Source organism: Anaerosporobacter sp. (assembly GCF_965301125.1).
In genome coordinates this window covers 1-8,815 of sequence record NZ_CBDLAM010000156.1, presented here as the reverse complement: position 1 = coordinate 8,815, position 8,815 = coordinate 1, and the positions used below count along the sequence as shown (strand labels likewise).

The 8,815-nt window shown below is 35.1% G+C and carries 6 protein-coding genes and 1 pseudogene; all 7 read left to right on the top strand.

Features of this window, described 5'->3' with window-relative positions:
- Positions 1-458 (top strand): HD domain-containing protein (locus tag ACW2QF_RS14945; protein WP_455716809.1); only part of this gene is annotated, 458 nt, incomplete at its 5' end.
- 122 nt (positions 459-580) lie between these two features.
- Positions 581-1,657 carry a substrate-binding domain-containing protein gene (locus ACW2QF_RS14940; protein WP_455716808.1) on the top strand — a complete coding sequence of 359 codons (1,077 nt, stop codon included), beginning with the start codon at positions 581-583 and terminating at the stop codon, positions 1,655-1,657.
- Positions 1,647-3,131 (top strand): sensor histidine kinase, encoded by a 1,485-nt coding sequence (locus ACW2QF_RS14935; protein ID WP_455716807.1) that lies wholly within the window; start codon positions 1,647-1,649, stop codon positions 3,129-3,131. Before ACW2QF_RS14940 ends, ACW2QF_RS14935 begins: the two co-directional genes overlap by 11 nt.
- Before the next feature lie 22 nt (positions 3,132-3,153).
- Positions 3,154-4,752: a response regulator transcription factor gene (locus ACW2QF_RS14930; RefSeq protein ID WP_455716806.1), complete on the top strand. Its 1,599-nt coding sequence runs from the start codon at positions 3,154-3,156 to the stop codon at positions 4,750-4,752.
- 2 nt (positions 4,753-4,754) lie between these two features.
- The gene (locus tag ACW2QF_RS14925) at positions 4,755-5,810 is read left to right on the top strand and encodes a sugar ABC transporter substrate-binding protein (RefSeq protein ID WP_455716805.1); all 1,056 of its coding nucleotides are present in this window, start codon (positions 4,755-4,757) and stop codon (positions 5,808-5,810) included.
- A gap of 185 nt (positions 5,811-5,995) precedes the next feature.
- Positions 5,996-7,105, top strand: coding sequence for a multiple monosaccharide ABC transporter substrate-binding protein (gene chvE, locus ACW2QF_RS14920; RefSeq protein ID WP_455716804.1), 1,110 nt, complete (start codon positions 5,996-5,998; stop codon positions 7,103-7,105).
- A 104-nt stretch (positions 7,106-7,209) separates the two neighbouring features.
- Positions 7,210-8,763 (top strand): annotated as a pseudogene (locus ACW2QF_RS14915) (ATP-binding cassette domain-containing protein).
- Positions 8,764-8,815: the final 52 nt, after the last annotated feature.

Here is an 8,815-nt window from a genome sequence, read left to right as displayed (position 1 = left end):
CACCAGAACATCATCCAGAAGGCGATGCGTGGAATCATACATTGTTAGTAGTAGATACTGCAGCTAAATTAAAAGAATTAAGTAAGAATCCCTTGATATTCATGTGGGCAGCTCTATTGCATGATATCGGAAAACCAAGAACAACGAAAATTAGAAAAGGAAAGATTACCTCCTATGACCATGATAAAGTAGGTGAGAAACTTGCAATAGAGTTTTTAGAATCTTTAGTGGATGATCATGAATTTATCGATGAAGTTACTAATTTAGTACGCTATCATATGCATATCTTATTTGTAATTAGAAACCTTCCTTATGCGGATAGAAAAGGTTTACTGAAAAAAACAGATGTGAGAGAAGTTGCGCTACTTGGCTACTGCGATAGAATGGGAAGAACAAACCAGGATAAACGACAAGTCAGAAAAGATATTGAACAGTTCTACCATATAATGACTAAATAAGTTGAGTCGATTCTAGTAGCATATTTTTGCTGTAATAATCTTCAAAATTTCTTCTTATCATTACTGTATAAGAATGGTAGAATAGAATTAAGAATCAATCTTAGGATGGTGATGACGTAAGTATGGGAGAGAATGAGAAGATAGGAACGAATAAGAGATTCATCATGGCTGGTGCGTTATGTGTGGTATTTATGTTGGTTTGTACAATAGGAGGAATTGTATTCTTCAAGATTCAAATCAACAAAAGTGACCTATATCGCCAAGCCAGTACATATAAAAACTACAGTAAATATTATGTTATGATACCCTCGGAGCGAAATTCATCGTTTTGGGATTCTGTCTATGACTCTGCAAGTGTAGTAGCAAACGAGAATAATGCTTTTCTAGAAATGTTTGGTGCTAATCTTAGTGAAAAGTATTCAGAAACACAATTGATGCGAATGGCAATCGAAGCTGATGTTGAGGGTATTATCTTAGAAGCAAATGAAACGAAAGAGATGACAGATTTGATTGATGAAGCCGTTGAACGGGGAATTCCAGTTATTACTGCCATGAAAGATAATACACATAGTGAGCGACAAAGTTATGTAGGAATTAGTACCTATAATCTAGGAAGAGAGTACGGAAAGCAAGTATGTGAATTGGCAAAACAATACGAGGACAAAGAAGGTTACAGTAGTGATTCTAGTGTTAATGTTATGGTTTTGATTGATGCCAACGCACAGGATACAAGTCAGAATATGATTTATTCCTCTATTCAAGAGACCATAGAAGGAAATTATAATAATGGAATGGAGATACAAGTCACTGCCAAAGCTTTGAATAGCCAAGGTGCATTTGCAGCAGAAGAATCTATACGTGATATATTCATGAATAAGGATAAATTACCAGATATTATCATATGTTTAAATGAGATTAATACCACATGTGTGTATCAAGCAGTTGTTGACTACAATAAAGTAGGAGTAATCAATATAATTGGATACTATGATTCGCAAACTATTTTAAAAGCAGTCGAAAGAAATGTTATCTATTCTACCATTTCAGTTGATGCCAAAGCGTTAGGTGAGTACTGTATTGATGCACTTACTGAATATAGCAAGATGGGACATGTTAGTAATTATTACTCTGTTGATACGACAGTAATTGATGCCTCTAATGTAAGCAAGTATCTAGGAGGTGATGCTAGTGAAGAATAAAGTACTAAGCATCACCTTACAGACAAAACTTTTACTTTCATTTGTTGCAACAACAGTTATAATTCTTCTGGTAAATGTGTACATGTACTATAATATTAATCAGATGATTACCCAGTTAGATGAAATCTATCTTAGTAATGTTAATTTGAATGAATTAACAGATTCCCTACGAGAAGTACAAGATAATATGACAGATTATCTGAATACGAAGACATCAGATGCAATGGAGGAATATTATCGGGTGGAACAAGAATATTCTAATAAAATTAATGAACTGAATACGATTACAACAAACAATCGTTTACAACGAATGGAGAAGAATATTCGTAATATCTCAGAGAGTTATCTAGACATGACGAATCAAACAATTGATGCCAAAAGAGGAAGAAATGTAGAAAAATACAAGATTCGTTACGAGAAGGCTACCGAGTTATATGAATATATCTGTAGCTATATATATAGTTTGAATAATGAACAGTTCATGGAGAACACAGGAAGTTACAAAACACTCTCGTTATCATTACAATATACCGAATATGTTAGTTTAACAATTTTGTTACTAATCGCATTATGCAATATTATTTTAATTACCATAATAACAAAGAGTATTACAAAACCGATACGTAAATTAGCCGAGACAGCAAATCAAGTTGCAAAAGGAAACCTTGAGATGCAATTAGTTGAAGTAGAAACTCATGACGAAATTGCTGTAGTAGGTAAGGCGTTCAATAAGATGGTATTATCCTTGAAGGAATATATTAATCAGATTAGAGATAGTATGGAGAAGGAACGTCAGATGAAGGAAAGAGAATTTATGATGGAGACACATCTAAAAGATGCTAAGCTTAGATATCTGCAAGCGCAGATTAATCCACATTTTCTCTTTAATACATTAAATGCAGGTGCTCAGCTAGCCATGATGGAAGAAGCTGACCGTACTTATGAATACATACAAAACGTTGCAGAATTTTTCCGTTATAATGTGAAGAAGAATAATGGAACCGTTACACTTGGGGAAGAGATTGAATTAATTGATAATTATATCTATATCTTGAATGTTCGATTCTCTGGAGAGATACATTATGAGAAACGGATAGAAGAGGCAATGATTGATCAATTACCACGTATTCGAATACCAAGTATGATTTTGCAACCGATTGTAGAGAATTGTATAAATTATGGGATTCGAAATATAGAATGGCAAGGTCTAGTTGTCTTGTCTGTTTATGAGAAGGATAATTACGTATGTATTAGTATTAAGGACAACGGGATCGGGATTTCTGAAGAGATGATTTCTGATATTATGAATAGTCAATTGAATGAGTCTGAAGTTTCAAAGGATTCTAATGGAGTTGGCCTTAATAATGTGATTAGTAGATTACGATTATTCTTCAATGATGAAGATGCTTTTGAAATCCATAGTGATGGGGAAAATATGGGAACAGAAGTGATAATTCGTATATCAACTAAGTAAATACATTGGGAGGATTGGTATAATGTATCGGATTATGTTAGCAGATGATGAAGGAATCGTGATAGACTCTTTGCGATTTATTATTGAAAAGGAATTTGGACAAAGTTGTATCGTTGAATCCGCAAAGACTGGAAGAAGTGTCATTGAGTTAGCGGAGCATTTTAGGCCAGAAATTGCTATTATGGACATTCATATGCCAGGAATTAACGGTATTGAGGCAATGCGAGAGATTAAGAAGACAAATCGTAACGTTGTGTTCATTGTTATCAGTGCTTATGATAAATTTGACTATGCTAAGGAAGCAATTAATCTCGGAGTACTAGAATATCTTAATAAACCCATTGAAAGAAATAAAATCATTATGGTTCTTAAAAAAGCAATGACATTAATCGATGAAGAACGAGTAAAGAGAAGCAATGAATTGATCATCAAGGAAAAACTAGAAACAGTAGTACCAATTATAGAGAATGGCTTCCTATATACAATGCTTTTTCAAGAGTATTTTGAAGAGGATATAATTAATTTCAAACAGTTGTTAGGCATTGAACTGGAGTATGGTTTCATGGCAGTGTTAGTTTGTGGGGAACGACAAGAGGGAAACCATATGACCAATGCAGTTGGTGCAAGTGTTCGTATTCAAAATAGCTACCGTGATGTAAGAGAAACAGTAAGAGAATATTTTCCTGATATTATTATGGGATCTGTTATGGCCAACAAGATCGCTATGTATTTACCAGAAAGTAAAGACAAACTAGAATACAATGATAGAATTGAAATTATAGAGAAATCTAGAGAATTAGTAAGAAAGCTTAAAAAACGTACCAATGTGGCATTTCGTTTGGGGATTGGATCTATTAGACATATTCATGAGGCGATGACCTCTTATAACGAGGCGTTAACTTCATTAGTTGATACAACCAATTCAGTAGCACATGTAGACGATCTGCCCATCAAATGTACTTACGCTGATAATTATCCTGCTGATATCGAAAAACGAATGCTTGAACGAGTTGAGAAAGGGGATCTGAATGGAACTATTGCTTCAGCTAATAGTTTCTTCGATTGGCTTGAAGAGAATTATTCAGATCATATTATGGATATTCGTTTAAAAGTACTAGAGCTTGTTTTGTGGGCAGAGCGCTTGGCTTATCTAAGTGGTGGGATGACATATCATTTCTTATCAAGGGAAGAATATCTACCTACCTTACTTAAATTAGAAGTATTAGAAGATTTAAGAGCTTGGTTTGTTGACAAGTTATCAGAAGCTTGCAGAAGAATAGTTGTGAAGATTGAAGAACAATCCGTTGGAGTGGTAAGTCAAGCAAAACAATACATAGATACGCATTATACGAAGGATATCTCATTAGATGATGTTTCAAGGGAAGTGGATATCAGTCCCTATTATTTTAGTAAGATTTTCAAAGATGAGACAGGAGAGAATTTTATTGAATATGTAACAAATATACGGATAGAGAAGGCAAAAGAATTACTGGTGGGCTCTGAATATAGCATGAAGGAAATCTGCTGTATGATTGGTTATTCAGATCCAAATTATTTTAGTAGGGCTTTTAAGAAGAATGTTGGAGTGACGCCTACGGAATATAAGGAGGGAAGAATATAAGCATGAAACGATATGTAGTTCTGCTTTGTGTACTTTGCTTACTATCTATGTCAGGATGTAGTAAAGTAGAAAAAGAAAAAGAAAAAGAAACATTGGCAGAAGAGAAAACAGATAAGATTCAGATTGGCATGAGTTTTGATTCGTTCGTAATTGAGAGGTGGCAACGTGATCGAGATGTTTTCGTATCGACAGTAAAGGAACTAGGTGCAGAGGTTAATGTACAGAATGCAAATGGGGATGCAAACGAGCAGATAGAACAAATTGAGTACTTTATACGAAAGAAAATGGACGTTATTGTTATAATAAGCATTGATAGTGATGAACTTCGTAGTGTTGTGAAGAAAGCGAAAAATGCTGGAATTAAGGTAATTGCTTATGACCGTATGATTAATGAATCGGATGTGGATCTATTCATATCCTTTGATAATGAGATGGTTGGGAAAGTGATGGCAGAATCTCTTGTACAAGAGGGACTAGAGAAAAAGAAAGTAATTATGATTTGTGGTCCGACAACCGATAACAATGTGCTTTATGTAGACGAAGGATTTCGTAAGGTTATGGACAGGGAAGGAGTGGAAATCCTTGATGCAATCAATTGTGATGGTTGGAAAGCGGAACTTGGAGGAGATTATGTCTATGCAAATATGGACTTAATCGAACAGGTTGACGGGATTATGTGTGGAAATGATGGTATCGCAACCCAAGTTGTAAGAGCCTTAGCTGAGAAACGTCTAGCTGGTAAGGTATTTGTTATAGGACAGGATGCAGATTTGGAAGCCTGTCAAAGAATTGTTGAAGGGACGCAAATTATGACTGTCTATAAGCCAGTTGAGAAATTAGCCCAAACGGCAGCAGAGTATGCAATTAAGTTGGCTAAGAAGGAACCAATTGATGATTTGAAGACGATGAAAAATGGTGATAAGGAAGTGCCTTATGTTTTTCTTGAACCGATTGCCGTAACTAAGGAAAATATGGATGAAGTAATCATCAATAGTGGTTATCACTTAAAAGAGGATGTTTATCTGAATGTACCAAGTGAAGGGGATTCAGACGAATAGCAGAGGTGCTAGTGCATAGTGAAAATATGTGCTAGCACCTCTTTTTTATAGGACTGTTATAGCACTAAAATATGAAGAACAAGGCAATCTAATACTATTCCTTTCATGATATAGTTAGTTCAAGGCAAGGAAGCGATGATATATGCTGACTGCTTAAGTTTCTTATAATAAAAGGAGGATGACATATGAAAAAGAAATTACTAAGTGTTTTACTAACAGCTGTAATGGTAGCAACCCTATTAGCAGGTTGCAACAAGAAATCTTCAAATGACTCATCAAACGACAGTAAAGAAACAGCTAGTTCAGGTAGTGAAAGCGGTGGTTTAGTTGGTGTTGCCATGCCAACAAAAGATTTGCAAAGATGGAACCAAGATGGTATTAACATGGAAGCAGAATTAAAGGAAGCAGGTTACAAAGTAGATCTTCAGTATGCATCAAATGATATCCAAACACAGGTTTCTCAGGTAGAGAACATGATTTCCAATGGTTGCAAATTACTTGTTATCGCTTCAATTGATGGCGATTCACTAGGAACAGTACTTGCTCAAGCAAAAGATGCAGGTATCCCTGTTATCGCTTATGACAGATTAATTATGAATTCAGACGCAGTTACATATTATGCTACATTTGATAACTATATGGTGGGAACAAAACAAGGAGAATATATTAAAGAAGCATTAGATCTTGATAATGCAGCAGGTCCATTTAACATGGAGATCTTCACAGGTGACCCTGGTGATAACAATGCAAAATTCTTCTACAGTGGTGCAATGGATGTTTTACAACCATACATCGATGCTGGAAAACTTGTAGTTTCTTCTGGACAAATTGATTTCGCTACAGTTGCTACAGCTAACTGGGCAACGGATGCAGCACAGTCAAGAATGGAAAATATCTTATCCTCTTACTATGCAGATGGATCTAAATTAGATGTTGTTCTTTGTTCCAATGACTCAACTGCTCTTGGCGTTGAGAATGCTTTAGAAGCCAACTATACAGGTGATTATCCAGTTATTACAGGTCAAGATTGTGATGTTGCTAACGTTAAAAACATGATTGCTGGAAAACAATCTATGTCAATCTTTAAAGATACTCGTACATTAGCTACTCAAGTTGTATCAATGGTAGATGCAATTATGAAAGGCGGAGAAGCGCCAATCAATGATACAAAGAGCTATGATAATGGAACAGGAATTATTCCTTCCTATCTTTGTGAACCAGTATTTGCTGATGCAAGCAACTATAAAGAATTATTAATTGATTCGGGTTATTATACAGAAGATGCATTAAAATAGCGCGAATCACAAGTTTTGAAAGGACTGGCAGATATGTCAGTCCCTTTCAAAACTTGAACCTATGCGTTGATGGTTACATAGACAAGGAAAATGGAGGGATTTAATTGGCTGATATAATTTTGGAGATGAAGAATATAACCAAGACATTTCCTGGTGTGAAAGCTCTTGATAATGTGAATTTGCAAGTTAAAAAAGGTGAGATTCATGCTTTGGTAGGAGAGAATGGAGCTGGAAAGTCAACACTAATGAATGTGCTAAGTGGAATCTATCCATATGGTACATACGAAGGTGAAATTATTTATGAAGGAGACTTGTGTAAGTTTCAGCAAATAAAAGATAGTGAGAATAAGGGAATTGTAATCATTCATCAAGAACTAGCATTGATACCATATATGACGATTGGTGAGAATATGTTTCTTGGTAATGAAAGAGGTTCTAAATTCAACATTAGTTGGACTGATACATATGGTAAGGCAGATGAATATCTCAAAGTAGTGGGGTTGAAGGAATCGTCAAAGACACTTGTTAAGGATTTAGGTATCGGAAAACAGCAATTGGTAGAAATCGCGAAAGCATTAGCCAAGAATGCGAAACTGCTTATACTAGATGAGCCAACCGCGTCACTTAATGAATCGGATTCCCAGGCTCTACTAGATTTGTTATTACAATTTAAGAAGGAAGGCCTTTCTTCAATCATCATATCACACAAATTGAATGAGATTTCTTATGTAGCAGATCGTATTACGGTTATTCGTGATGGTTCAACGATAGAAACATTAGATAAGACCAAAGATACGATATCAGAGACAAGAATTATTAAAGGTATGGTAGGTAGAGAATTAACTGATAGATTCCCAAAGAGAGAGAAGAAAGTGCTAGGCGATATCTCCATGGAAATTAAAGATTGGAGTGTATATCACCCACTTTATAAAGAGCGTAAAGTTGTAGATAACGTAAGTATGTTTGTTCGTAAAGGGGAAATTGTTGGTATCTCAGGTCTTATGGGAGCCGGTAGAACAGAATTAGCGATGAGTGTGTTTGGAAAAAGTTATGGTACGAATATTTCAGGTAGCCTTACAATAAATGGTAAAGAAGTTAGGCTAAAAACAGTGAAAGACGCAATTCGTCACAAATTAGCGTATGTAACGGAAGACCGTAAAGGAAATGGTGTTATTCTTAGTAACTCAATTAAAATTAATACTACAATGGCCAATATGCCTGAAATTAGTAGATATACAGTGATTGATAAGGATAAAGAATATTGTGTTGCAGGTGAATATAAAGGAAAACTAAAAACCAAATGTAGTTCAGTGGAACAAAATGTAGGTAATTTAAGTGGTGGAAACCAACAGAAGGTATTATTAGCGAAATGGATGTTTGCGAATCCTGATGTTTTAATACTGGATGCGCCAACAAGAGGTATTGCTGTGGGGGAAAAGTAAGAGAGTTAATGCTTTATGAATCAATTAGTTGCTGAGGGAAAATCGGTTATTATGATCTCTTCCGAACTCCCAGAAGTATTGGGAATGTGTGACAGAATTTATGTTATGAATGAAGGGCGAATGGTAGGTTTGTTAGATGCAGATAAGACGTCACAAGAAGAGATTATTTCATGCATACTTAAGGATAGTAACAAGAAAGTAAACAGTAATCATTAGAAAGACCAACTATCAAAAGTCAATAGGTAAATAAAAAAGAATATTGGTTATT